General features: G+C 65.2%; 30 protein-coding genes and 1 pseudogene. 11 read left to right on the top strand and 20 right to left on the bottom strand.

Annotation, left to right across the window (positions count from 1 at the left end; translation table 11 throughout):
• Positions 1–96 precede the first annotated feature (96 nt).
• Complete coding sequence (locus RHO23_RS10465) at positions 97–489, bottom strand: DUF3099 domain-containing protein (protein ID WP_030093803.1); 393 nt, start codon at positions 487–489, stop codon at positions 97–99.
• A 25-nt stretch (positions 490–514) separates the two neighbouring features.
• Between RHO23_RS10465 and RHO23_RS10460 the strand changes: the two genes are divergently transcribed.
• A complete protein-coding gene (locus tag RHO23_RS10460) occupies positions 515–748 on the top strand; it encodes a DUF3039 domain-containing protein (protein WP_030093802.1) in 234 nt (77 codons plus the stop codon).
• On the opposite strand, the gene RHO23_RS10455 is transcribed toward RHO23_RS10460, so the two are convergent.
• Together RHO23_RS10455 and RHO23_RS10450 are read right to left on the bottom strand one after the other, a co-directional pair.
• The gene (locus tag RHO23_RS10455) at positions 745–1719 is read right to left on the bottom strand and encodes a YihY/virulence factor BrkB family protein (protein ID WP_423489041.1); all 975 of its coding nucleotides are present in this window, start codon (positions 1717–1719) and stop codon (positions 745–747) included. The genes RHO23_RS10460 and RHO23_RS10455 overlap by 4 nt on opposite strands.
• 62 nt (positions 1720–1781) lie before the next feature.
• Positions 1782–1976, bottom strand: a complete 195-nt coding sequence (locus RHO23_RS10450) for a DUF7455 domain-containing protein (RefSeq protein ID WP_030093800.1) — start codon at positions 1974–1976, stop codon at positions 1782–1784.
• 161 nt (positions 1977–2137) lie between these two features.
• Between RHO23_RS10450 and RHO23_RS10445 the strand changes: the two genes are divergently transcribed.
• From RHO23_RS10445 to RHO23_RS10430, 4 genes are read left to right on the top strand one after another with little or no spacing between them, the layout of a single operon-like run.
• Complete coding sequence (locus RHO23_RS10445; RefSeq protein ID WP_423489040.1) at positions 2138–2536, top strand: DUF952 domain-containing protein; 399 nt, start codon at positions 2138–2140, stop codon at positions 2534–2536.
• 42 nt (positions 2537–2578) lie between these two features.
• Positions 2579–3475 (top strand): DUF692 family multinuclear iron-containing protein, encoded by an 897-nt coding sequence (locus RHO23_RS10440; protein WP_064409084.1) that lies wholly within the window; start codon positions 2579–2581, stop codon positions 3473–3475.
• Positions 3468–3896, top strand: a complete 429-nt coding sequence (locus tag RHO23_RS10435) for a hypothetical protein (protein ID WP_030093797.1) — start codon at positions 3468–3470, stop codon at positions 3894–3896. Before RHO23_RS10440 ends, RHO23_RS10435 begins: the two co-directional genes overlap by 8 nt.
• Entirely contained in the window at positions 3893–4063 is a 171-nt protein-coding gene (locus RHO23_RS10430; RefSeq protein ID WP_157858390.1) for a hypothetical protein, read from the top strand. The genes RHO23_RS10435 and RHO23_RS10430 overlap by 4 nt, the downstream gene beginning before the upstream one ends.
• Here RHO23_RS10430 and RHO23_RS10425 read toward each other — a convergent pair.
• From RHO23_RS10425 to RHO23_RS10415, 3 genes are read right to left on the bottom strand one after another with little or no spacing between them, the layout of a single operon-like run.
• A complete protein-coding gene (locus RHO23_RS10425; protein ID WP_057966738.1) occupies positions 4060–4722 on the bottom strand; it encodes a sterol desaturase family protein in 663 nt (220 codons plus the stop codon). The genes RHO23_RS10430 and RHO23_RS10425 overlap by 4 nt on opposite strands.
• Positions 4719–5459, bottom strand: a complete 741-nt coding sequence (locus RHO23_RS10420; protein WP_057966737.1) for a FadR/GntR family transcriptional regulator — start codon at positions 5457–5459, stop codon at positions 4719–4721. Before RHO23_RS10420 ends, RHO23_RS10425 begins: the two co-directional genes overlap by 4 nt.
• 33 nt (positions 5460–5492) lie before the next feature.
• The gene (locus RHO23_RS10415) at positions 5493–5894 is read right to left on the bottom strand and encodes a RidA family protein (RefSeq protein WP_030093794.1); all 402 of its coding nucleotides are present in this window, start codon (positions 5892–5894) and stop codon (positions 5493–5495) included.
• A 56-nt stretch (positions 5895–5950) separates the two neighbouring features.
• Between RHO23_RS10415 and RHO23_RS10410 the strand changes: the two genes are divergently transcribed.
• A complete protein-coding gene (locus RHO23_RS10410) occupies positions 5951–6781 on the top strand; it encodes an LLM class F420-dependent oxidoreductase (protein ID WP_046254056.1) in 831 nt (276 codons plus the stop codon).
• On the opposite strand, the gene RHO23_RS10405 is transcribed toward RHO23_RS10410, so the two are convergent.
• The 9 genes from RHO23_RS10405 to ppgK all read right to left on the bottom strand — a co-directional run bounded on the left by RHO23_RS10405 (position 6770) and on the right by ppgK (position 14789).
• Entirely contained in the window at positions 6770–7441 is a 672-nt protein-coding gene (locus RHO23_RS10405; protein ID WP_423489039.1) for a VOC family protein, read from the bottom strand. The genes RHO23_RS10410 and RHO23_RS10405 overlap by 12 nt on opposite strands.
• Before the next feature lie 33 nt (positions 7442–7474).
• On the bottom strand, positions 7475–8851 hold the full coding sequence (locus RHO23_RS10400) for an FAD-containing oxidoreductase (protein ID WP_423489038.1): 1377 nt from the start codon (positions 8849–8851) through the stop codon (positions 7475–7477).
• The gene (locus RHO23_RS10395; RefSeq protein ID WP_217340296.1) at positions 8848–9330 is read right to left on the bottom strand and encodes a DUF4126 domain-containing protein; all 483 of its coding nucleotides are present in this window, start codon (positions 9328–9330) and stop codon (positions 8848–8850) included. Before RHO23_RS10395 ends, RHO23_RS10400 begins: the two co-directional genes overlap by 4 nt.
• Before the next feature lie 68 nt (positions 9331–9398).
• Entirely contained in the window at positions 9399–9956 is a 558-nt protein-coding gene (locus RHO23_RS10390; protein WP_070921581.1) for a methylated-DNA--[protein]-cysteine S-methyltransferase, read from the bottom strand.
• A 49-nt stretch (positions 9957–10005) separates the two neighbouring features.
• Positions 10006–10215, bottom strand: a complete 210-nt coding sequence (locus RHO23_RS10385) for a hypothetical protein (RefSeq protein WP_423489037.1) — start codon at positions 10213–10215, stop codon at positions 10006–10008.
• A gap of 20 nt (positions 10216–10235) precedes the next feature.
• The gene (locus RHO23_RS10380) at positions 10236–11174 is read right to left on the bottom strand and encodes a hypothetical protein (RefSeq protein ID WP_030093787.1); all 939 of its coding nucleotides are present in this window, start codon (positions 11172–11174) and stop codon (positions 10236–10238) included.
• Between the two features lie 134 nt (positions 11175–11308).
• Positions 11309–12274: a sulfite exporter TauE/SafE family protein gene (locus tag RHO23_RS10375; RefSeq protein WP_057966087.1), complete on the bottom strand. Its 966-nt coding sequence runs from the start codon at positions 12272–12274 to the stop codon at positions 11309–11311.
• A gap of 165 nt (positions 12275–12439) precedes the next feature.
• Complete coding sequence (locus tag RHO23_RS10370) at positions 12440–13894, bottom strand: RNA polymerase sigma factor (protein ID WP_193601899.1); 1455 nt, start codon at positions 13892–13894, stop codon at positions 12440–12442.
• Between the two features lie 91 nt (positions 13895–13985).
• Positions 13986–14789 (bottom strand): polyphosphate--glucose phosphotransferase, encoded by an 804-nt coding sequence (ppgK, locus tag RHO23_RS10365; protein WP_030093784.1) that lies wholly within the window; start codon positions 14787–14789, stop codon positions 13986–13988.
• A gap of 158 nt (positions 14790–14947) precedes the next feature.
• Between ppgK and RHO23_RS10360 the strand changes: the two genes are divergently transcribed.
• The gene (locus tag RHO23_RS10360) at positions 14948–15778 is read left to right on the top strand and encodes an inositol monophosphatase family protein (RefSeq protein WP_423489207.1); all 831 of its coding nucleotides are present in this window, start codon (positions 14948–14950) and stop codon (positions 15776–15778) included.
• Here RHO23_RS10360 and cei read toward each other — a convergent pair.
• Positions 15775–16422 (bottom strand): envelope integrity protein Cei, encoded by a 648-nt coding sequence (cei, locus tag RHO23_RS10355; protein WP_070943043.1) that lies wholly within the window; start codon positions 16420–16422, stop codon positions 15775–15777. The two genes, RHO23_RS10360 and cei, sit on opposite strands and share 4 nt — an antisense overlap.
• Before the next feature lie 201 nt (positions 16423–16623).
• Here cei and RHO23_RS10350 point away from each other — a divergent pair, with 201 nt between their 5' ends.
• Entirely contained in the window at positions 16624–16926 is a 303-nt protein-coding gene (locus tag RHO23_RS10350) for a DUF4193 domain-containing protein (protein ID WP_005057245.1), read from the top strand.
• Between the two features lie 31 nt (positions 16927–16957).
• On the opposite strand, the gene RHO23_RS10345 is transcribed toward RHO23_RS10350, so the two are convergent.
• Complete coding sequence (locus tag RHO23_RS10345) at positions 16958–17470, bottom strand: DUF3093 domain-containing protein (RefSeq protein ID WP_081343335.1); 513 nt, start codon at positions 17468–17470, stop codon at positions 16958–16960.
• Here RHO23_RS10345 and dut point away from each other — a divergent pair.
• A complete protein-coding gene (gene dut / locus RHO23_RS10340) occupies positions 17463–17933 on the top strand; it encodes a dUTP diphosphatase (protein WP_164514086.1) in 471 nt (156 codons plus the stop codon). The two genes, RHO23_RS10345 and dut, sit on opposite strands and share 8 nt — an antisense overlap.
• Positions 17933–18679, top strand: coding sequence for a DUF3710 domain-containing protein (locus tag RHO23_RS10335; RefSeq protein ID WP_030093779.1), 747 nt, complete (start codon positions 17933–17935; stop codon positions 18677–18679). Before dut ends, RHO23_RS10335 begins: the two co-directional genes overlap by 1 nt.
• Here the strand turns inward: RHO23_RS10335 and RHO23_RS10330 are convergent.
• Positions 18676–19080 (bottom strand): nitroreductase/quinone reductase family protein, encoded by a 405-nt coding sequence (locus RHO23_RS10330; protein ID WP_081349599.1) that lies wholly within the window; start codon positions 19078–19080, stop codon positions 18676–18678. The two genes, RHO23_RS10335 and RHO23_RS10330, sit on opposite strands and share 4 nt — an antisense overlap.
• A gap of 38 nt (positions 19081–19118) precedes the next feature.
• Positions 19119–19979 carry an SDR family oxidoreductase gene (locus RHO23_RS10325; protein ID WP_423489036.1) on the bottom strand — a complete coding sequence of 287 codons (861 nt, stop codon included), beginning with the start codon at positions 19977–19979 and terminating at the stop codon, positions 19119–19121.
• A gap of 139 nt (positions 19980–20118) precedes the next feature.
• On the opposite strand from RHO23_RS10325, the pseudogene sigI reads away from it, so the two are divergent.
• Positions 20119–20971: pseudogene (gene sigI, locus RHO23_RS10320) on the top strand (RNA polymerase sigma factor SigI).
• A gap of 1 nt (position 20972) precedes the next feature.
• Here sigI and RHO23_RS10315 read toward each other — a convergent pair.
• Positions 20973–21635 (bottom strand): alpha/beta hydrolase, encoded by a 663-nt coding sequence (locus RHO23_RS10315; protein WP_423489206.1) that lies wholly within the window; start codon positions 21633–21635, stop codon positions 20973–20975.
• Between the last annotated feature and the right edge of the window lie 82 nt (positions 21636–21717).

The following is a 21717-nucleotide window of genomic DNA, read 5'->3' as shown; positions in this document are numbered from 1 at the left end:
CCCAGAAAGTTCCTGAGGTTCCCAAATGGCGCCGTCATTGACCTGCGGATTTCGAGTTAGCAGCTGAGAATGTCCTGAGAATTGACATAGCTGTCCCTAAGACGGGCCAGCGGAGCCTTCCGGCGGGGTGCGCGGTTGCGGCGGAGGCGCGGGATCAATCGCTCGGCGTTCCGCCGTGGGAAACAGCGAGTGCCGATGTTCCTGGGGCCCGTATCGCCGCGGTTCCTCGGCCTTGCGGGCAGGACGGTCGTTGGCGATGAGCACCGCCATCCAGGGCAGTGGGATCGATGCCGCCAAGATCGCCAGCGAGATCCATCCGTTGTGCCACACGCTGTAGGCCCAGGCGGCGCCCAGTAGTGCCGGGATCCGGAACGCCATCAGCGTCAAATAGCGGCGTACCCGGGCGCGGTGTTGTTCTTCGACCGAGACCGCGGCCGCTGTGATGAGTACAGGGTGGCCGTCGTCATCGAACGACAGCTCTTTTCTCATATCTCCAGGATGTCACAATGTAGGAATGGACACGCAGACGCTCGAGCGTCCGGACACCACCGTCGACGAGAGCACCGACAGTGACAGGCCGAAGGTCTTTCACTACGTCAAGAAGGACAAGATCGTGGAGAGCGCGGTCATGGGAAACCATGTGGTCGCCCTGTGCGGCGAGGTTTTTCCGGTCACCAAGTCAGCCAAGCCCGGCTCACCGGTGTGCCCCGACTGCAAGCGCATCTACGAAATGATGAAGAAGGACTAGCAGCCTTCGGGGGCTTTCTCCGGAGCCGCCTCATCGGGGCTGCTCGCGGCGGTGTTCTCGCCGTTTTGGGGGCTCAGCCATTCCCGCAGCTGCCGGGCGTGGGTGGCCCCGGCCGGCCAGTTCTCCTCGATCGCGGCATTCAGCTCGGCGCCCAGCACGATCGCGAATCCCAGCATGAACGCGAACAGCAAGAACGCGATGGGGGTCGCGAGGGCGCCGTAGGTGTATCCGGTGCGGGTGATCCAATTCAGGTAGAACCGCAGCCCCAGGCTGGCGATCACGAAGAACGTCACCGCCAACAGCGCACCGATCCATAGTCGGTGCGAGGGAAGCGGCCGCGGTAGGGATACCCGGTACAGCAGCGTCACCAGGGACACCAGTGCGATGCCGAAGAGCGGGAAGTAGCCGTAACGCAGCACCGCATTCCACGAGTCGGGTACCACCTCGGCGATCCGCTTGGGTCCGAGGGCGATGACCGGCAAGGTCACCACCGCCATCGCCAGCGCGGCGACGTACAGGCCCAGCGCAAAGAACCGCTGGCGCACGGGATGGCGCAGGGGTGTCTGGTCGTGCGCCTCCACCACGGAGTCCACAAAGCTAGATATCGCCGAGGACCCTGCCCACAGTGAGATGACGAATCCGATGGACACCACCTCACCGCGCCCGTCGCGCATGATGTCGACGATGGTGGGCTCGATGATCTCGGTGACCACGCTCTTGCTGAAAACACTGTTGGCCACCCGCAGGATTCGCTCCTGGATCTCGGGCAGCGTGTCCGGTCCGAACAGCGGCCCGACGAACGTCAGGCTCCCCAGGATCCCCAAAAGAAGCGGCGGTAGTGATAACACCTGCCAGAAGGCGGCCTGCGCCGACTGCGCGAAAATCGAGTCGTCCCAACTCTTTACGGCCGTGCGGCGCATTACGTGCAAGACGTCTCGACCGAACGAGAAATGGCGTGGCTTATCACTCATGGCCACACCAGCATTCCTGATGGGATGGTCAGCAGTACTTACCGGGGGTGAAACCGCGGTGACTAATCCTCGTCCGGACCGCTGATGTACAGCACCGCCGACATCGCGCTCAGCTTCTCGGAGTGCTCGTTAGCGTGGTGCTGGCAAAAGAGCAGCTGCGCTCCCGACGGGAGTGTGGCGCGGACTCGAGCAGCCGCACCGCAACGATCGCAGCGGTCAGCCTTCGTCAGCTCTGGACTGGTCAGAGTTGCGTTCATGGCTCCTCCGTATCTCTCCTGAGCTTTGCGGTCCGGTGAACCGCTCGGCGCCTATGTATGTACTTTGTCAGACGTTTGGGGGGTTTCGGTTGTTCCCCGCGTGTGTCCGGTGTGTCGCGGCTCACGTCGAGGGTGTTACAGGGTTGAGGCAGGCTGGTGTGATGCAGTCGATGCCGCCGGGTGAACCCGAACTCGTTCACATCTGTTCCGACGAAGAGTGGGCGTTGGCGGGTGAACAGGGGGAGCATCGGCCCACGTCACTGGGCGAAACGGGATTTATTCACCTCTCCGAGCCGTACCAGGTTCACCTTCCGGCCAACCGCTTGTATCGCGGAAGGTGTGATCTGGTCGCATTGTCTGTTGCCCTGAATCTGCTGGACTCTCCGGTACGTTGGGAACCGGGCGTGCCTAGCGACCCCGAATCGATGCTGTTCCCTCATCTGTACGGACCGCTGCCGATCGCCGCAGTTACGTCCGTGGCGAACTTCCGGCCGGGATCGGATGGCTTTTTTGAGCCGCTGGCACCTAAGCACTTCCTAAGCTATCAACGTGGTAGCTAGACTGGCGTAGTTCGCCGGTCTTGAGATAAGGGGGTAACCGCGGTGGCCTCTTCAAATCACCCGCTTAAGACCGTGCTGGCCGATGAGCCCGCGGTTGGCGCCTCGTGGCGTCCAGAGCTTGCTGCGATGTTCAACCAGGGTGCCGTCACGGACGATGCTCTGAGCCTCGCCTTCACCGAGATCGTCGCCGAGAACTTTCGTCCGGGAGCGCTGCCTCTCGAACTGATGCGCCTTCGTGAGGCGGGCACCATCGTCGTGCCGCACGGTGTGTCATTGGGTCTTGCCGGAGCCGATCTGCCTGACGCCAAGCGCGTCAAGCACCTGGCCGCCCTGGCCGCGGAACTGAATGCTCCGATGGTCAGCGAGCATGTGGCGTTCGTGCGGGCAGGCTTCGAAAGTGGGGGCCAGCACGGGGTGCTCGAGGCGGGGCACCTGGTGGCTCCGCCGCGCACCACATTGGCTTTGGATGTGTTGGTGGACAACGTTTCCCGAGTGCAAGACGACCTCGGTGTGCCGTTGGCGCTGGAGAATGTGGCCACCACCTTGCAGTGGCCCGAGAACGAGCTGAGCGAGCCCGACTACCTGCGGGAACTGTCCCGGCGCACCGGCTGTTGGCTGGTGCTCGACGTACCCAACCTGTATGCGACAGCGGTGGCCTCGGGCACCGACCCTGTTGCGATGCTGCGCCGTTTCCCGATCGAGCGTGTCGCGTACGTGCACATCGCCGGTGGCCGGTTCGAGGGCGACCTGTACTGGGACACCCACTCCGACACCATCATCGATCCGGTGGCGGATCTGCTCACCGAGCTCGTGGTGCTCACCTCGGGCCGCGGCCTGGGCGTGCTGATCGAGCGTGATGGGTCGATCGACGAAGCCAGCGTGAGCGCTGACCTTTCGGTGGTCCGCCAGGCGATCAAGGCCGGTGTTGTTCATGCTTGACAACCGCGAGGTCTTGCGGCGTCGGCAACTGTCGGTGCTGTCGGACCTGCTTGCCGGCAATGCCCCGTCGGGTTTCGACGAGTACACGGCGCTGACCGCCGGTGTGCAGCTGCGCAGCAAGCGGCGTTTCGATGTCGCCAATGCGGTGCCGTGGCTCGCTGAACTGCCCAACTGGGAGTACGAATTCGAGCAGTACGCGCGCCTGCACTCCATGCGGTGCTGCGTGCTGTGTGACGCCAAAGAGTTCCGCACATACAGCTACGAGCTGCCGCGTCTGCGCGACTGGATGATGGATCGCGAGGTTGCCGAGGGTCTTCGCCGGATCGCGCTCGTGCGTCGCGGCGGGCGGCGGGAACTTCAGATCGCCTTTGGAAAGAAGCTGCGTTACTTCGCATTACGGCCGGAGCGGGCCGAGGCATGATGACCGCTGTCATCGTCATAGCGACGGTGGCAGTGCTGCTGGTAGTTGGGCTGGGATTCCTGGTGGTGACCAATTCGGGTAGCCGACCGCGAAATCACCCGGATGCCCCGGATCATCAACAGACCGGCTACTCGGGTGCCAGCTACGGCCCGGACGCCGGGAGCTAGCCAGTAATGCTGGACGCGTGCAGATTTCGTACCGTCGGTGAAGACTGCACCTGTTGTGGATCAGGATAGGTTCCGAGCAGTCGATCGGCGGTTCCCGAGCTGGTGACGGTAAACCAGTAGTTCTCATTCTTGAAGTGGTGGTACCGGTGGTTTCGCCAGACCGCCCGATAGATCGCGTGACGCGGTTTGTAGTCGGTATGGACGAGGTAGTGCGTCCACTCGTAGAACACCAGGAACAACGCCACCGTGAGTGCGAAGGTGAGCCCAAGTCCCGTGCGCGGGAACGCAAAGAGCGCGGCCAGAGTCAATCCGATGATCACCACGACCAGACTCGGCCAGGGAATGAACACCAGCGGGATGTCCCGCGGATCCTGATGATGCAGGCGGTGATCACGGGCGAGCCGCGAGTCGATTTTCACCGGACCCACCGAGCGCGGGCGCCAATGCAGGATCCCGACGTGGATCAGCCACTCGGCGATGGGCGAGATCGCTACCAGCACAACGGGTGTAATGGCATCGGCAATTGTCCAGCCACCGACGGAGAGTCGGGCGCCCAGTAGAGCGGCGGCCCATACGACAAGCATCCATGGGGTGGGGTGCTTGACGAATTCGACAAGGGCATCGCGCAGAGTCATCGACTTACGTGCGGCACGGGTCATTTCTGGTTCTCCGATTCGTCCATGAGTTGCTCCAGGAGTTCGTCAAATGCCTTGGTGCCCAAGGCAAGCATGGCAACGGCAGCCTCTTGCGCGGCGTCTGCATCTTGCGTGGCGATGGCATCGGCGAGCGTGCGGTAGTGGCCGATGTCGCCGACTTCGGCGGCCATCACGTTGACGAGCACGTCCAGCGCCCGCACATACGAGTCGCGCATGGTGTTGAACACCAGCCGGAAGGCAATCGAGTCGGCGGTGTCGATGACTAGCTCCCAGAACCCGAGCGCTTGCCACATGCGTTGTAGCGGATCGTTTTCCGCTTCCAGGTCGGCGGTCATTGCGCGCAGCCGATCTGCGACACCGGGATCCTGGTGAGATCGTTGAGCGGCCAGGCGCGCCACCTGGGGGCCGATGATGGCCCGGGCCTCGATGACGCTTGCCAGTGTGCGGCGATCCACATCGCCGCCGTAGGCGAGCAGTAGTGGCAGCACGTCGAATCCGGCGTCGCTGCGGTAATCCCGGATCACCGTGGACCCGCCCTGACGGATGTGAATCAGGCCCGAGCGCTCCAACCGGCCCAGCGCTTCGCGGACCGCGGTGCGAGACACCCCGAGGGCTTCGGCGAGGGCGCGCTCGCTGGGCAGCGTGTCACCCGGGGTGCGGTCACCGGTGAGGACCTGCGCCGCGAGCTGGCTGAATATCTCATCGGGTATCGACTGCCGGGCGATCGGCTGCAGTGCCATGCCGTCACGGTAGCACCGCGATTGGTAAGAGGTCTAGTGGTCTGACCAATTTAATGTGATGGCATCGGCCTCGATCTCGACCAGCAGCGCCGGATCGATGAGCGCTGACACCTCGACCATGGTGGCTGCCGGGCGGATATCGCCGAAAAACTCGCCGTGGGCCAAACCGACCTCACGCCACCGCCCGATATCGGTGACGAAGATGCGGGTGCGTATGACATCGCCCAGGGTGGCGCCCGCTTGGCTAAGTGCCGACTCGATTCGGCGCAGCGCCTCGCGGGTCTGTTCGGCGATGTCGTCACCGCCGACAGGCGCTTGGCCCTCACGCGCCGCCGTGGTGCCGGCGACGGCGACGTGCGAGCCGACCCGGACCGCGCGCGAGTAGCCGACCGCTGCTTCCCATTCGCCGCCTGACGAAATGTTCACGCGTTCCATGGCGGCAGCGTAAGCGGCGGGGAATACCGGCGGCGATCGATTAATTGCACTGCGATGTGACCGGACGCATACGCATCGGAATTCAGCTGCGGCCCGCAAAGGCGCAGAACTACAAGCAGTGGCGCGACGCCGTGCTGCGCGCCGAAGACAAGGGAGTGGACGTCATCTTCGGCTATGACCACTTCCATTGGCCCGCAGGCACCCTCAGCAGCGAGGGAGTGGTGCTGGACGAGGTGCAGCCCGACGTCAACAATTTCGAGGGCTGGACCGCCCTGGGGTCGTGGGCAGAGGTCACCTCGCGGGCGGAGATCGGGCTGCTCGTGACGGGAGTGGGCTACCGCAATCCCGATCTGCTGGCCGATATGGCCCGCACCGTCGATCACATCAGCGATGGCCGGCTGATTCTCGGGGTCGGCGCCGGCTGGTACGAAAGGGACTACACCACCTACGGATATGAGTTCGGCACGGCGGGTTCTCGATTCGATCTGTTCGAGGAGAGCCTGGAACGCATCGAGAACCGGTTGGGTCAGTTGCTGCCGTCGCCCGTACGTCCCATCCCGATCTTGATAGGTGGCGGGGGAGAGAAGCGCACCATTCCGCTGGTGGCCCGGCACGCCCATATCTGGCACGCGTTCGCCGATGTGGACACCTACCGCCGAAAGAACGACATCCTGATCGCCGAGGCCGAACGAATCGGGCGTGACCACAACGAAATCGAACGCTCGACCAGCTGGGGTTTGGATCCCGCACGCGGGTTGACGGCCGCAGAGGCCGACGCCTATGCCGAGGTGGGTGCAAGGCTGTTCACCGTGGGCATCGATGCCGACAACGATTACGACCTCTCGGTACTCGATGCCCCACTGGCCTGGCGCGATTCACGCTCCTAGCGGTTGAATCAGATAATGCTCGCCGATCTCCAGCGCGGTGGGTACATCTGCGGTGACCACGGTGGGCGCGGCGGCAGGTGGGAGCCGATTCTCGGGGCGCCACGTGACATCGGAGGGCACCAGGATGAACAGGCCGTCATGATCGCCCACCGGGCCGAAGCCCGGCGCGGGCTCACCGAACGGCAGCAGACCCAGTTTGTCGCGCAGGAGCCGCTGAGTCTCCAGCACATCGGATACCCCGAAGCCGACCTCGCTGAGTGAACGGATATCGCCGACACCGAATGGACGATCGATGCGGTTGTCCAGGATGTTGCGTTCGATGAGTTCGAGGACGGCGTTGTCGGGGCCGGCGAAGTAGATGCTGCGGGCCTGCCAATGGGGCGCGCAGTCGAATTCGTCATGCCATTGGTTGTCGGTCTGTAAGGGGACCCGCGCCGAGAGCCACTCCTTGGCGGCAGGCAGACTCCCCGCAGGGATTGTGAAGGCGATGTGATGCGCGCCGTGATATGCCCTACCCGGAACCATCGTCAGGGCGCTGCTCCCGATGCGGACGGTGGCGCGGTTCTCGTCGAGTTGCACCGGCAATTCCAGGGTTTCGGCATAGAAACGTGCGGCCGAGGCTACGTCGGTGGCGGTGATCTGTACATCGCGAATCTTCATGACGCCACGCTATGGCCTCATGTTCACTTGAGATCAAGCGAGCGGTTGGAGATCACCCAGAATCGTCGGCAAGAACTCCGCCACAGTGGGATGGATGTGCACGGTGCGCTGAAGTTGTCGCGCGGGTACCCCGTATTGCATGGTGTCGAGCAGGCAGTGCACCACCTCGTCGCCGCCCACCCCGAGGATGGTTGCGCCCAGGATGAGATCGGTGTCGGCGTCGACCAAAACCTGCATATAGCCATCGGTTTCGCCCTTTTCTAGGGCCCGTCCAACCTGACTCATCGGCTTGCGCCCGACCAGCACGGAGCGTCCCGAAGCGCGCGCCTGCGTCTCGGTCATGCCGACGCGGCCCAGCGGCGGATCGGTGTACAGGGCATAGCAGGGCAGCCGGTCGGTGACTCGTCGCGGATCGTCGTCGAGCAGATTCGCGGCCACGATCTCGAAGTCGTTGTATGAGGTGTGTGTGAACGCCCCACGGCCGTTACAGTCGCCCAGGGCCCAGATGCCCGGCACGTTGGTGCGCAGCTGGTCGTCGACCGTGATGTATCCACGGTCGTCGGTGGCCACGCCGGCGTTCTCCAGGCCCAAGTCATCGGTGTTGGGCCGGCGCCCAACCGCGACAAGTACGTGAGAGCCGTGCACTTCGGGCGCACCCTGTGTGCAGTCGACACCGACCCCGACTCCGTCGTCTGTGCGGGACAGGCTGATGCAGGAGGCGTTGAGCCGGAAGGAGATTCCTTCACGTTCCAGGACTTCTTGGATGATCGCCGAGGCGTCGGGATCTTCGCGTTCGACGAGCCGTGGTCCGCGATGCACCACGGTGACCTGGCTGCCGAACCGGCGATAGATCTGCGCGAATTCCAGCCCGACATAGCTGCCGCCGATGACGACGAGATGTTCGGGGATGCCGTCGTATTCGATGAGTGAGCTGTTGGTCAACAGCGGCACATTGTCGACACCGGGCCAGTCCGGCACGACCGCCCGCCCGCCGACATTCAGAAACACCTTGTCGGCGGAGACGATTTCGTCGCCGACGGCGAGCTCGGTGGGGGAGATGAAGCGTGCGTGCTCGTGATAGACCGTGCAGCCCAGGTCCTTGAGCCACTTCTCACCGCCATTACGGGACGGCAGGATCACCGAATCCTTGCGTTCGCGCACCCGGGCCATGTCCATGCTCACCGTGCCGTCGACGACGACGCCCCACCGCGCGGCATCACGTGCCATATGGGCGGCATGTGCGCTGGCGACGAGCGCCTTGGTGGGACGACAGCCGGTGTTCACGCAGGTGCCTCCGAACAGGTGGCGTTCCACGATCGCGACCGTCATCCCCGCGCCGCGTAAGCGGGCGGCCAAGGACGGGCCGGCCTGGCCGGCGCCCACGACGACGGCGTCAAAATGTGTACTCACGTGGCAAGCACCAGGGTGATCGCCACGGCCGCCGCAACCGTGATCGCATCCTCGGTCAGGGCGGCGGGCAGGTCTTTACCGAAGGACTCGGCCAGCTTGCCCCGAGCCCAGGCGCCGCCGAGGGTGCCGAGCACCGCACCAATGACGCCGAGCACCAGACCGATGATGAGCCCGGGAGAGGTGCCGCCCGCCAGGGTGCCGAACACCGCCCCGTAGAAGGCGCCCAGCACCACCCGTGCCGCGAACGCGGGCGGCGCCTTGCGGCTCGGCGTCTTGGGTAGCTTGTCGTTGACGATCTCGCCGACGGCCAGCACCGTGGCGATGACGGCGACGATCAGGCTTGCCAAGAATGATGCCCAGGTACCCTCCACCAGAAGACATTTGGCGAATGCTGCCCAGCTCAGTACGGCAAGTGGCGTCATCGCGCGCAGGCCCGCGGCGATACCGATGAGAAGTGCAGCTACATACAAACCGGTCATGAGGTCTCCCGATGCGTTTGGCTGGAGCTTGATGCGCTAGAGCGTAGACCCGCAGGGTGGCTTTCGCGTCAGAACAGTGTCGGGTCGTCGAAACCCGGGGTGTGCTCGAGTCTGAGCAGTTCTCGCTTGGTGACGACACCGCCGTAGGCGGAGAAGCCATGCAGGCTGTGATCGGCGGCCAGCACGCGGTGGCAGGGGACCAGTAGCGGAATCGGATTGCGGCCCAATGACTGTCCGACGGCCTGCGCTGCGCCCGGTGCACCGACGGCTGCTGCCACCTCACCGTAGCTGCGGGTCGAGCCGGGGCCGATGGCCCTTGTCACCGCGTAGACCTCGCGATCGAAATCGGTGATGCCGTCAAGGTCCAGTTGAACCCATTGCAGATCGTCGTCCTCACCGGCAAGGACACGCTTCAGGCCGTCGATCGCTTCGGCCACGAAGGGCGGCGGCGCCAGTTCGCTTCCCGGTGGACGCCGGATCCTGGCCAGGGTGGCCGCATCGTCGTGCTCGGGCAGCTGTAACGCGACGATGCCGTTGTCGCTCCACGCGATGGCGCAGGCGCCAATGGCGGTGTCGAAGAAGCAATGGCCGACAGTGCTCACGCTGCCCAGTATGGCCGGACCCACCGACAGGTTGTCGCCGCCGGTGGGTCCGCGCCGTGGGGTGTCGCGACCGTCATTCCAGCGCGCGCCGCAGCTCCGCGATCGCGGCAGCCTTTTCCTCGGCGCTGAGATCGGGATCGCTCGTGACGATCTCGATCTTGTGCTCGATGAACGCGCGCTCATCCACCCTCTCCCGGTGCCGGCGGCTGAGTTCTTCGAACTCCTGCCGACGGTCGGCGATGGGGCCGGTACCGGTCGGGGGAGGCGATCCGTTATCACTCATGATCGGCTGCTCCTGCTCGATCAACTCTTGACCACGAAAGAGTAATTCGGGTCCAGGAACAGTGGCGAGAATCCATGTCCGTCATTGCGAATCGTCGAGTCGGCCGCGCGCAGCAGCGCCCATTGGCCCCAGGTTCCGGCGGCATCGCGGCCCACCAGCATCGTGTTGAGGAATCCGAGCCAGCGGGTGTTGGTGTAGCTGTTCTGGAACGTCTCGACGATCGGTCCCCAGCTGCCCACCCATCCGGAGGTCTGTTCGGCGGTCGTGGATTGATAGTCGAAGCGGTACACCAGATCCCAGCGGTTTGCCGCACGGTTGTGCAGCAGCACCTCGTTGCGCCACCGGTTCGGTGCGATTTCGAACGATTGATTCCAGACGAGCAGGGTCTGTAGACCCCAGCCGTGCGACGAGGTGCTGCGCAGGTATGCCGTCAGGTTCGCGAACGGAATGTCGGTCTGCCAGTGATCCGAGCGTGCCCAGTCGAACACCTTGAAGCGGGCGATGTCCTGCGCGTGATAGGAGACGAACGCCTCGACACCCTTTTGTGCCCGGTTGGTGGCGGTCAGATACAGGTAGTCGGCCACGTTCCCGCCGGGCTGGTGTGGGCAGACGATCTCGTAGTAGAACGAGGTACCGCGGGCGAAGCGGGTGCGAAAGCTGTTCGTGTAGAACATGCCGTAGCCGACACCGCCCGGGGGCGGAGTTATCCCCGCGGCCAGTTCGGCGATGTCCGCCACCCCGGCAGCCTCGGCCAGTGTTTCCTCGGCCTCGCGGCGGGTGGCCGCCGAAAGCTTCGGATGTGATTGCAGCACAGCCAGCTTCGATGCCAGGAACGCCCGTTCTGCATATGGGTCCTTGGCGGTCTCGGCGGTCAGCTTGCGAAATTTGCTGCGCCGGTCGGCGACCTCGCCGTCCAGGGGAGCCGGCGCGGTCACTTCCTTCTCGAGTGTTGCGGTCATGGTGTGTCCTTCGATTCCAGCCCGATGACTGTCACCGGGGTGGCACCATGCTGTGGCTGAGCGGGGCCGCTCGGCATGCGTAGCGGGCTACTCCATTCGCGCTTCGATCTGTGCAGGCCTGGCTGTCGGCTGTGCTACTTCGGTGCGGGAGCGATGTCCTCGCCGGGCGTGTCTGCCAGCGCCCCTTGGGGTTCGGCGCTCGCTGCGATCTCGCTGAGATCTCCCGAGGCTTCGGCGGGGGTCAGTGTGGCCTTGCGCCATGTGTACGCGACCAGTGCCACCCAGGCGATGACGATCGCCAGGTAGATGGGCGTACGTACCGAGTCCGGAGTATCGAAGTACCGCAGTAGGGTGCGGGCGTTGGTGAGCACCAGGATGCCGCCGACCGCGGTGCCGAGCACCACCGAGTTGACGCGCGAGACGAGCCAGGCCGCGATGGGCGCGGCGATCACACCGCCCAGGGCCAGCCCGGCGATCACGATCAGGTTGTTGAAGAATTCAGAGCCGAGGCCGAACAGGAAGCCGATGCTCGCCGAGACGGCAACGATGAATTCCGATGCGCTCACCGAGCCGATCACCGTGCGAGGTGCGGCCTTTCCGCTAGTGAGCAAGGTGCTTGTGGTGATGGGCCCCCAGCCGCCGCCACCGGAGGCGTCGATAAATCCGCCGAACAGGCCCAGCGGGGCCAGGAACCTCGCCGAGAACGGCGTTGTCGGCGCGTAGTTTCCACGCGGCGGGTTGGTGCTGAATCGGTAGATGAGGTAGACGCCGATGGCCAGCAGAATCCCCGCCGTGATCGGGGCCGCGGATTCCGTGGACAACCGTGACAGCACGGTCGCACCGAGGAACGCGCCGATGCCACCGGGTACGCCCAGCCGCAACAGGACTCGCTTGTCGACATTGCCGAATCGCCAGTGGGAAACACCCGAGGCGAGGGTGGTGGCGACCTCCGCGAAATGTACGGCGGCGCTCGCATGGGCAGCACCGACCCCGGTGAATACCAGCAGGGTCGTGGCCGTGACCCCGAACGCCATCCCGAGCGTCCCGTCGACGATCTGGGCGCCAAGACCCACAAGGGTAAAGATGAGAAGTTTGATCACGGGAGGTGCTCCTGGCGGGTATTTGTGCGTCTAGCAGGAGTTTCGACAGTAGAGGTGACAGGTTTCGAATTCGCCGGTTGTTCTTACCGTGATCGAAACCTGTGCCTGTCCTGTCAACCCGCTGTGATACCCGCAGGTCTTGTCCCCGCGCGGAGCGGAAAAGGCTTAGTCCAGGTAGTCGCGCAGCACCTGTGAACGGCTCGGATGGCGCAGCTTCGACATGGTCTTGGACTCGATCTGCCGGATGCGCTCACGGGTCACCCCGTACACCTGCCCGATCTCGTCGAGCGTGCGCGGCTGGCCGTCGGTCAGACCGAACCGCAGACGCACCACGCCGGCCTCACGCTCGGAAAGCGTCTCCAGTACCGACTGCAGCTGATCCTGCAGCAGGGTGAAGGACACCGCGTCCACCGCGACCACGGCTTCGGAATCCTCGATGAAGTCGCCGAGCTGCGAGTCACCCTCGTCGCCGATGGTCTGGTCCAGCGAGATGGGCTCACGCGCGTACTGCTGGATCTCCAGCACCTTCTCCGGCGTGATGTCCATTTCCTTGGCCAGCTCTTCGGGCGTGGGCTCGCGGCCCAGGTCCTGCAGCAGCTCACGCTGGATGCGGCCGAGCTTATTGATGACCTCGACCATGTGCACCGGGATACGGATGGTGCGGGCCTGGTCGGCCATCGCGCGGGTGATGGCCTGACGGATCCACCAGGTCGCGTACGTCGAGAACTTGTAACCCTTTGTGTAGTCGAACTTCTCGACCGCGCGGATCAGACCCAGGTTGCCTTCCTGGATGAGGTCCAGGAACGCCATGCCGCGGCCGGTGTAGCGCTTGGCCAGCGAGACCACCAGACGCAGGTTGGCCTCCAGCAGATGGTTCTTGGCGCGATCGCCGTCACGGCAGATCCAGGACATGTCACGGCGCTGTGCGGCCGGAAGCTTCTCGCCCTTTTCGGCCAGCTCGGTGACGATCTGAGTCGCGTAAAGGCCTGCCTCGATCCGCTTGGCCAGCTCAACTTCCTCTTCGGCGTTGAGCAGGGCCACCTTGCCGATCTGCTTGAGGTAGGCGCGCACCGAGTCCGCGGAAGCGGTGAGCTCGGCGTCCTTACGGGCCTGGCGCAGCGCCTCGGACTCTTCCTCGTCCCAGACGAAATCGCCTGAGGCCTTGTCCTTCTCGGAGGGCTCGTCACCTTCGGCCTCAGCCTCGGGCTCGGGATCGGGATCGGCGGCAACCTCGGCGAGGTCGGCCTCGATGTCCACGTCGTCGGCGAGGTCGGGGTCCAGATCCTCGCCAGGCTCGATGTCGGCGTCCTCGGGGCTGCCCTGCGGTTCGAGGGAGGGATCGACTGCCTTGGCCGCGGCCTTCTTGGCCGGCGCCTTCTTGGCGGGGGCCTTCTTCGCGGGCGCGGCCTTCTTGGCGGGGGCCTTGGTCGCAGCCTTAGCGGGCGCCTTCTTGGCCGGTGCCTTCTTGGCCGGTGCCTTGACGGCAGCCTTCACCGGTGCCTTCTTGGCCGCTTCGGTTTCCGGAGCTGCTGCTTTCGTGGCTGCCACTGACGCCCTTTCCTGGCTGCTTCGTCGACGAGCATGGGCATGCAAAATCGAGAATTCGGCTGTCTGCTTGATGTTCGCCGCGAACGTGGGGGACCCGCGTGCGGCTAGGTGTTACATCGCTGTCTGCCATTGTAACGACAACACCGCAGAACCTGTGAAAAAGCTAAGGTGAAACGCCAGCGTGTGCGGCCATCGCCGCGCCGACGATTCCCGCCGTGTTCTGCAGAGCAGCCGCCACCACCGGGGTGCGATTGGTCAGCAGCGGCACCCATTTGTCGGCCTTGCGGCTAATACCCCCACCCACGATGAACAGGTCGGGCCACAGTGCGTTCTCCACCGCCTCCAAGACCTTGGTGACCTCGGGCGCCCACTGCTTGTAGCTCCAGTCGTTCTTTTCCTTGACCGACGACGCGGCACGATGCTCGGCCTCCATGCCGCCGACCTCGATGTGTCCGAACTCGGTGTTGGGCAACAGGACTCCATTGTGCAGGACCGCGGATCCGATCCCGGTTCCGAACGTCAAGAGCACGACGACGCCCGACTGATCCTTGCCCGCGCCGTACCGATCCTCGGCGAGCCCGGCGGCATCGGCGTCATTGAGCACGGCAACGGTTTGGCCACCCAATTCGGCGCTGATGATGTCGTGGACGTTGACGCCCAGCCACGATTTGTCGACGTTCGCGGCGGTACGTGCCTCACCATGCACGATCACACCCGGGTAGGTCACACCGACGGGTCCGGTCCACGAGAAATCACGCACGACTGTGGCGATGGTCTCGGCGACAGCCTTCGGCGTGGCGGGCTGAGGAGTCGGGTACTTCACCCGCTCGCCGATCATCTCGCCGGTTGTCAGGTCCACGATCGCGCCTTTGATACCGCTGCCGCCGACGTCGATTCCGAAACCGCGCTGCTCGGACGTGCCGGCCCCCGTCGCGGGTGCGGCCAGTCCGGATTCGGTGGCGGTCATCGGCGCTCCTTGGTTCTGGGTCTGCCTGGTTCGCGGAGCGGGCCGCGAACACAGCCGGAATGCACGGAATGCGAGTGACACCCTAATGCCCCGGGGGACGCCGCGCGTGTTGCTCGCGCCTGTGCTGCGATAGACGCGTGGGAATCGAAGCGGGAGCGCTGCGTTCGGTGGCGGTACGGCTGGCCTCGGAGGCCGCCGAATTCGTGCGGCATCGTCGTGGAAGCGCCGATTGGGCGACGTCCGTACGGACCAAGACCTCCGACACCGATCCGGTGACCCTGGTGGACACCGACTGCGAACGGCTGGTGCGTCGCCGGCTATCGGCGTTGCGCCCCGATGACTCCATCCTGGGGGAAGAGGACGGCGAGACCGGCGGTTCGTCGCCGGAGGCTGGCGCGGGGCACGTGCGCTGGGTGATCGATCCGATCGACGGCACGGTGAACTTCGTTTACGGCATTCCTGCCTACGCCGTGTCGGTGGCCGCACAGGTCGACGGAGTGACGGTGGCGGCTGCGGTGGCCGATATCGCGGCCGATCGCGTCTTCTCGGCGGCGTCAGGCCACGGTGCCACCGTGCGTGAGGCCAATGGCCTGCAGTGGCCGTTGGAGTGCAATCCGATCCGGGAGACGCGGCTTGCGCTGGTGGCCACGGGCTTCGCCTATTCGGCGGTGCGGCGGGAACGTCAGGCGCAGCTGGTCGCGCAGGTGTTGCCCAAGGTGCGTGACGTGCGGCGGATCGGGTCGGCAGCACTGGATCTGTGTGCGGTGGCCGAGGGGCGCGTCGATGCCCAATACGAACATGGGCTGGGGCCGTGGGACTGGGCGGGAGGCGCCCTCATCGCACGCGAGGCCGGTGCCGTACTGGTGTTGCCGGGCAAGGATGCGGTGAGCGCCGACGGCGCGCTCATCTCGGCCGCGGCCCCCGGAATCGCCGAGGAGTTCGGTCATCTCCTCACCGATATCGGCGCGATGACGCCGATTCCCGGCTAACAGGTGCTCTGCCGGGCCTTGAGGATGAAATCAGAGTTGGCCTGGTTACCGGATTTGAGGCTGTTGAGCGCCGAGGTGACCGCATTGCCTGAGGCAAGCTCGGTGAACTCACTGCCAAGGGCGAGATCCACCGAATTGTCGGATCGGTTGTCTTCGATGAACTCCACACAGGGCGCGACCAGCGAGAGCGTCAGCGCGTTGGCGTACCCGGACTCCCCGAAGCGGATCTGCCCGACGCAGTTCAGGCGGGATCCGCTGGGGTAGAACGGGTCGTTGTCGGCGGTCAGTGAGGGGAATCCCAGGTCGCGCAGCGTGGCGGATACGTCCCCGGCCTGACCGGCCTGGCCGTTGGCGTTGAGGACACGCGCCTTGACGTCGTTGAGCATGGCGGGGCTGGTTCCTGACAGCGAGGACCGCGACACCGGCTTACCGATGGTTCCGGATCCGGGTTCGGTCTGCTGGGCGGGCGGGTTACATGCCGTCGCCTCTTTGACCGGCGCCTCCCGGGTGAGCGCCGAGGCCCAGACGAACACGGTGACGACCAGGAGCGCTATCCCCACGCATAGGGCTGGCAAATAGTTCCGGCGGCGGAACGGGCGCCCGTACTTGTCTACCGAGGTGCCCTCGGTGATGTCTGCGACCACGGATGGCACTCTAGGCCAGCGGACTTCCCGGCGACAGACGACGAAATAGACTGGGCGTCCACTACCATGTGATGCAAATCACACAAGGAACCGACGAGATCCGGGCACTAATAGTTTGTGATGTCCGTTTCAGCCTGGTACAAAGCCTTGCTGCGCCTATGCAGAAGCTTGATGACGAGATGTTGATAAGGGGATGGACGCATGGCTACCGACTACGACGCTCCGAGGCGATCCGACGCCGACGATGTGTCAGAGGACTCGTTAGAGGAGCTCAAGGCTCGTCGTAACGAAGCACAGTCGGCGGTGGTCGATGTCGATGAGGCGGAAACCGCCGAATCGTTCGAGCTACCAGGTGCCGACCTGTCCGGCGAGGAACTTTCGGTTCGGGTCATCCCGAAGCAGGCCGACGAGTTCACGTGTTCGAGCTGCTTCCTGGTGCACCACCGCAGCCGGCTGGCCAGTGAGAAGAACGGCCAGCTGATCTGCACCGACTGCGCGGCCTGAGGTTCGGCGCTAGTCGCGGCCCAGCCGCGTACTAGCTCCGCAGGGCCGCCAGTACCCGATCGGGGTGGCGGCTGCTCACCAGCCAGTAGGGGGTGGGATCGTCGGCATCGTCGAGCACCACCAAAACCAGCGGGCCGATCCATGCGCGGTGCACGACAAAGGCCGCGGGATCGAGTTGGCGGCCGAGCGCCGCACTTTTCGCGCTGGCCGGGATAGCCGCCGACTTGGCGATGACGCTGACCGGTAAGTGGGCCGAGCCCGCGCGCAACTCTGGTGCGCCGTCCGTGCCGGTCGTCACCTCTACGCGGATCCTGCTGAACCACAACAGGACTCCCGCGACAATTGCGAACAGGATTGGGTACGGCACCCAGTTGGGCAGCTGCCGCATGCTCTGGTTGATCTCCAGCGCGAGCAGCGTTGCCGCGCCGAAGCCGGGCAGCGCCCACCACCATGGAACCCAGAGCCGCTCGGAGTAGCGGATGGGTGGCGCGTCGCTGGGGGAGTCCGTCACGCGGCCAAGGGTAGTCTGGGCGATCGTGCCCACACCTACGAGATTGGCCATCGTTCGCCTGGACCGCGAACTGCCTCTGCCCTCCCGCGCGCATGCCGATGATGCGGGAGTAGATCTCTATAGCGCCGAAGACCTGGTGATCGAACCCGGCCGCCGGGCGCTGGTGGGTACCGGTATCGCCGTGGCTATCCCATCGGGGATGGTCGGGTTGGTGCACCCCCGCTCGGGTCTGGCTGCGCGCGTGGGTCTTTCGATCGTTAACAGCCCCGGCACAATCGACGCCGGGTACCGTGGCGAGGTGAAGCTCAGCCTGATCAACCTGGACCCCGAGGCCCCGATCGTCATTGCCCGTGGCGACCGGATCGCCCAGTTGCTGGTTCAGCAGGTCGAGTTACCGGAGCTGGTTGAAGTGGATTCTTTTGACGAGGCCGGTCTGGCGGTGACCACCCGCGGCACGGGTGGGCACGGGTCCAGCGGCGGACATGCGAGTTTGTGATGGCATTACACCGCAGTGGTGGTCTCAACGACCTGGACGATTCAGCCGACGCCTCTTCGGGGTCGGACGAATCGTTGGACGGCCCATACGAGATCGAGGATTTCGACAGCCCTGAGGACGCCGGAGTCGGACGCCTGGACCTGGGTTCGGTACTCATCCCGGTGCCCGAGGCCGGCCAGATTCAGGTCGAACTGACCGCCGCGGGCACTCCCGGCGCGGTTTTCGTGCTCACGCCCAACGGGCGCTATTCGGTGGCCGCGTACGCCGCACCGAAATCCGCTGGCCTGTGGCGCGAGATCGCGGGCGAGTTGGCTGAATCGCTCCGCAAGGAGGCCGCCGAGGTCTCCATCGCGGACGGTCCGTGGGGCCGTGAGGTCGTCGGAGTCGCCGAAGGAGGCTCCGTGCGCTTCATCGGCGTCGACGGATACCGGTGGATGATCCGCTGCGTGCTGCAGGGTCCCGCCGAGACCTTCGACGCACTGGCGCAGGAGGCCCGCGACGCGGTGGCCGATACCGTCGTCCGTCGCGATGACAGCCCGTACCCCGTGCGGACCCCGCTGCCGGTCGCGCTGCCCGAACCGATGCTGGAGCAGCTGCAGGCGGCGCAGGCACAGGCGATGGCTCAGGCTGAAGCCGAGTCCGGCGCTCAGGAGCCCGCACCGCAAGACGATCCAACGCCGGCGGCCCGCCGCAGCGTCTCGGGATCTGCCATGCAGCAGCTGCGGTCCACGATCACCGGCGGCTAGTCGGGATCGAACCGGAACACCGACAGCGTTCCGGCCAGCGCCTCGAACTCATCCGGAGTTCCGTGGCGCACCAGTCCGGCGTTTTTCGCGAACCGCACGCCCACGGGAACCTTTACGGCGAATACCCGCAGCGCACGCCGCGCTGTCTCGGTCGGCACGCTGATGATCCTGACGTGCTGGACACGGTGTCGCCGGGTGAGGGTTCCTGAGCCGGCCGCAGCGGCATTACGCGGCCAATCCGAGCCCGGATAGCCCCCGACCGCGTAGAGGTGACCGTCCATCTCGAACGGTGTGATGGGTGTGGGACGGGGACGGCCCGTCGTGCGGCCGGGCACGGTCAGCACCATCGCCGGGCCGGTCGGGATGCCGATGCGGTGAAATGCCCGCACCACCTTGTTCATCGGTTTGAGCCACCGCGGCGGGATGCTGGTCATGGTTGTCACCGGTTCCGCGGTGCGGACTCGGTGTGCGTGAACTCGGCCCGGAATCTGTCGGCCCAGGCCGCGAAGGTCTCTGCGGGACGCCCGAGTATCCGGTTCACCTCCTGCGTGACCACCGCCGGCACCGTGACCGTGGCGGCCTGCATCGCCAAATACGCGTCGGCGAACTCGGTCGCAAACCCCAGACCCGTGAAGTGCTGACGCACGAGATCGTCGGAAACCTGTAGGTACTCCAACGGCCGATGCAGAACATCCCCGAGTAACGCGACGAGGTCGGTGTTGGTGAATGCCTGCGGACCGGTCAGCGAAATGCGCTGCCCGACGAGGTCGTCCGTGAGCAGCGCGTGGGCCGCGATCTCGGAGATGTCGCGGTCCGCGATCGGGGCACTTGAGGCGGACGCATGCGGCCCGCGCACCACGTTGCCCGCTGCGAGCTGGCCCGCCCACATCCCAAGAAAATTCGACGCAAAAATGGTTGGGCGCAAGCTCACCCACTCCACTCCGGAGTCGATGGCGTACTGCTCCACCTCCTTGTTTCGGTCGCCACGGAACCGTGACGGTTGCCGGGAGAAGTCGTCGTCGCAGTTGATCGCCGAGAGGGCAACCAGGCGGGTAACTCCCTCGCGTACAGCCTGATCCACAAAATCGGCGAGATCTTCCCCAAGTGCCCGGGAATTCAGGAAGACGGCGGTGGCACCGCTGATACCGGCGCGCGCCGACTCGATGGATTTCACCTGCGGCGAGAAATCCGCGTGCTCGGGGTGGCGGGTGACCGCGCGCACCTCGGCGCCAGCCCTTGCCAGTAGGTCCACCAGGGGGCGCCCCACATTGCCTGTTGCGCCGGTGACGAGAATTGTCATGTCGGATACTCCAATTCGGGAGGTTCGGATGGCTCTGCATGTTTCGGCCAAAGCGGCCACATGAGTACGACGGGACGCAAGCGCGGAAAGTTACTGGCGGGATCGGTAACTTTCGGGGCCACGGAATCGTCGTAGTGACATGAGTTCCTCGTCGACGCACGACGCGCTGGTGGCTGCGGCCTGGCGCGAGCATTACCCCTACCTGGTGAATCTCGCCTATCAGATGCTCGGAGACATCGGCGATGCCGAGGACTGCGTCCAGGAGGCGTTCGTGCGGCTGGCCCGCGCGGATGAGACGCAGATCGACGAGCCGCGCGCGTGGTTATCGGTGGTGACCGGTCGGTTGTGCCTGGACCAGCTGCGTTCGGCACGTATGCGCCGCGAGCAGACAGGCATCACATCGATAGTGGAATCCGGTGCACCGCTGTATTTTTCGGTGACCGCAGATCCGGTCGACAGGGTCACTCTGGACGACGAGGTACGAGGCGCCCTCTGGGAGGTATTACGAGCGCTCAGTCCCGGCGAGCGGGTCGCGTTCGTCTTGCATGACGTATTCGGAGTCCCGTTCGAGGAGATCGCGTCCACGGTGGGCCGCCCGGTGGGCACGTGCCGTCAGCTTGCCCGGCGCGCCCGGATCAGGTGATGTCACCCGTGCCGAGCACCGGGAACTGATCGAAAAGTTCGTGACCGCCTGCGCCAACGGCGATCTGTCCGGACTGATGGGGGTGCTGGATTCCAGCGTCTGGGGGGTCGGCACCATCATCGGAGACCCCGCACCGGCGCCGCAGGTCAACCACGGACGCACCGATGTCGCCACGAATCTGCTCATGTACCTGGGTCATGGCGCCACCCTGGTGGGTGGGCCGTTCGGGCAACCAGTTCTGCTGGCCTTCATGCAGCGCAGACTCTTCGCGGTCGTCACCTTGACGGTGCGCGACGGCCTGGTGCTCAAGATCGAGGCCACGGCCGACCCGTCGGCACGAGGACTCTGACTCAAATATCGCTCAGCGCACCGACGCAGGCCTGCCCCAGGCGGGACGGGTCCGCGCCCAGCTGATCGAGGGTGAACGTGCGCAGTGCGCCGCGCGGTGCCCAGGAGGCCCAGTCCTGGCCGACCGCGAGGGGATGTATCGGATCATCGGTGGCCGCCGCCACCGCCAGCGGCACGGCCAATCCGCGGATGTCGTCGGCAGTCGGGTTCACAAAGCCCGACACCGCATCCATGGCGTTGGGCAGGCCGGGCCACTGGGCGGCCCATGAACGGGCGAGCTCAGCGCCCAGCCAGGCGGGGCTGCTGGCCTGCATTGCGGCTGTCACCGCCGCCAACCCGTCGGCGCGCAGCGATTCCGAGGTGACCCTGGCGGACACCGAAGCAGGCGAGTTTTCCGGCTTGCCCGTCCACGCGGGCATCGCCGCCAGCACCGCCACCGTGGCCCCCGGGTTCTGCAACGCCCACGTCAGGGCCACGGCGGTGCCGATGGACATCCCGCCGACAACGATCGGGCCTTTGCGGGCTGCCCGATCAAGTACCCGCAGGTAGCCGTTGACCAGGTCATTCGGCTCCGGACGTACCGCGATCAGGGCAGCACCCGCATCGCTGAGCGCGGGGCCGAACGCCCGGGTGATGAAGTCGTCGTCGGAGCCGGTGCCGGGCATGAGAACCGCCGTGTGGCCCTCAAGTTCGGGGGATAGGCCGCGTGCGGCAATACCGTTGATGGGCGTCACGCACCTGATCTTG

Source organism: Mycobacteroides sp. PCS013 (assembly GCF_049532645.1).
Lineage (GTDB): Bacteria > Actinomycetota > Actinomycetes > Mycobacteriales > Mycobacteriaceae > Mycobacterium > Mycobacterium gwanakae.
The sequence above is the reverse complement of the archived record's forward strand: the minus strand, read 5'-3'. Positions and strand labels throughout refer to the sequence as shown.

Bases quoted from the DNA above. Each gene is read 5' to 3' on its own strand.
- RHO23_RS10385 (WP_423489037.1), bottom strand. From the start codon at position 10,215: ATGAGTGATAACGGATCGCCTCCCCCGACCGGTACCGGCCCCATCGCC.
- RHO23_RS10465 (WP_030093803.1), bottom strand. From the start codon at position 489: ATGAGAAAAGAGCTGTCGTTCGATGACGACGGCCACCCTGTACTCATC.
- ppgK (WP_030093784.1), bottom strand. From the start codon at position 14,789: ATGACCGCCACCGAATCCGGACTGGCCGCACCCGCGACGGGGGCCGGC.
- RHO23_RS10430 (WP_157858390.1), top strand. From the start codon at position 3,893: ATGATGACCGCTGTCATCGTCATAGCGACGGTGGCAGTGCTGCTGGTA.
- RHO23_RS10420 (WP_057966737.1), bottom strand. From the start codon at position 5,459: ATGGCACTGCAGCCGATCGCCCGGCAGTCGATACCCGATGAGATATTC.
- RHO23_RS10405 (WP_423489039.1), bottom strand. From the start codon at position 7,441: ATGAAGATTCGCGATGTACAGATCACCGCCACCGACGTAGCCTCGGCC.
- RHO23_RS10445 (WP_423489040.1), top strand. From the start codon at position 2,138: ATGCAGTCGATGCCGCCGGGTGAACCCGAACTCGTTCACATCTGTTCC.
- RHO23_RS10435 (WP_030093797.1), top strand. From the start codon at position 3,468: ATGCTTGACAACCGCGAGGTCTTGCGGCGTCGGCAACTGTCGGTGCTG.
- RHO23_RS10425 (WP_057966738.1), bottom strand. From the start codon at position 4,722: ATGACCCGTGCCGCACGTAAGTCGATGACTCTGCGCGATGCCCTTGTC.
- RHO23_RS10330 (WP_081349599.1), bottom strand. From the start codon at position 19,080: ATGAACAAGGTGGTGCGGGCATTTCACCGCATCGGCATCCCGACCGGC.
- RHO23_RS10450 (WP_030093800.1), bottom strand. From the start codon at position 1,976: ATGAACGCAACTCTGACCAGTCCAGAGCTGACGAAGGCTGACCGCTGC.
- RHO23_RS10395 (WP_217340296.1), bottom strand. From the start codon at position 9,330: ATGACCGGTTTGTATGTAGCTGCACTTCTCATCGGTATCGCCGCGGGC.
- RHO23_RS10455 (WP_423489041.1), bottom strand. From the start codon at position 1,719: ATGAGTGATAAGCCACGCCATTTCTCGTTCGGTCGAGACGTCTTGCAC.
- RHO23_RS10335 (WP_030093779.1), top strand. From the start codon at position 17,933: ATGGCATTACACCGCAGTGGTGGTCTCAACGACCTGGACGATTCAGCC.
- RHO23_RS10460 (WP_030093802.1), top strand. From the start codon at position 515: ATGGACACGCAGACGCTCGAGCGTCCGGACACCACCGTCGACGAGAGC.
- RHO23_RS10380 (WP_030093787.1), bottom strand. From the start codon at position 11,174: ATGACCGCAACACTCGAGAAGGAAGTGACCGCGCCGGCTCCCCTGGAC.
- RHO23_RS10315 (WP_423489206.1), bottom strand. From the start codon at position 21,635: ATGCCCGGCACCGGCTCCGACGACGACTTCATCACCCGGGCGTTCGGC.
- RHO23_RS10350 (WP_005057245.1), top strand. From the start codon at position 16,624: ATGGCTACCGACTACGACGCTCCGAGGCGATCCGACGCCGACGATGTG.
- RHO23_RS10325 (WP_423489036.1), bottom strand. From the start codon at position 19,979: ATGACAATTCTCGTCACCGGCGCAACAGGCAATGTGGGGCGCCCCCTG.
- RHO23_RS10415 (WP_030093794.1), bottom strand. From the start codon at position 5,894: ATGGAACGCGTGAACATTTCGTCAGGCGGCGAATGGGAAGCAGCGGTC.